Origin of the sequence: Streptomyces megasporus (assembly GCF_000718985.1) — a bacterium.
Lineage (GTDB): Bacteria > Actinomycetota > Actinomycetes > Streptomycetales > Streptomycetaceae > Streptomyces > Streptomyces megasporus.
On the sequence record NZ_JODL01000109.1, the window covers coordinates 1 to 408 of the forward strand.

The following is a 408-nucleotide window of genomic DNA, read 5'->3' on the forward strand; positions in this document are numbered from 1 at the left end:
GATCCGGCCGGGCCATGGCGTGCTGGCGCCGTACTGGCGGCGCATGTCCCGGATGCGGCAGGCGTCCAGCGCGTTCTGGTACAGCTCCCGAACGGCGAGCATCCGGTCGCCGTACAGCTGCGTGCCCATCAGCAGGGGACGGATCTCGTCCTCGGCGAGCCGGAACCGTTCCAGGGGTTCGGCGTAGCGGCCGCTCAGGGCGCGTAGCTGGCCTGTAGTCACACGGTCGGGCAGCCCGCGCAGCAGCGGTTGGGAAGCGGCCTCTTGGCGGAAGGCCCCGACCGTGGCGTCGACGGTGGCCGCCAGTTCCTCGAGCGCGGCGTGCAGTGCGGGGTGCGGGCAGTCGAAGCGCACGGCGAGGCCGCGGGTGTCTCTTGAACGGCCGTCGTCCTCGTCGTAGTCCAGGCC

At 72.1% G+C, this 408-nt stretch carries 1 protein-coding gene; it reads right to left on the reverse strand.

Annotation, left to right across the window (positions count from 1 at the left end):
• Window positions 1–408 (reverse strand): hypothetical protein (locus tag IF47_RS31845; RefSeq protein ID WP_037733441.1); only part of this gene is annotated, 408 nt, incomplete at both ends.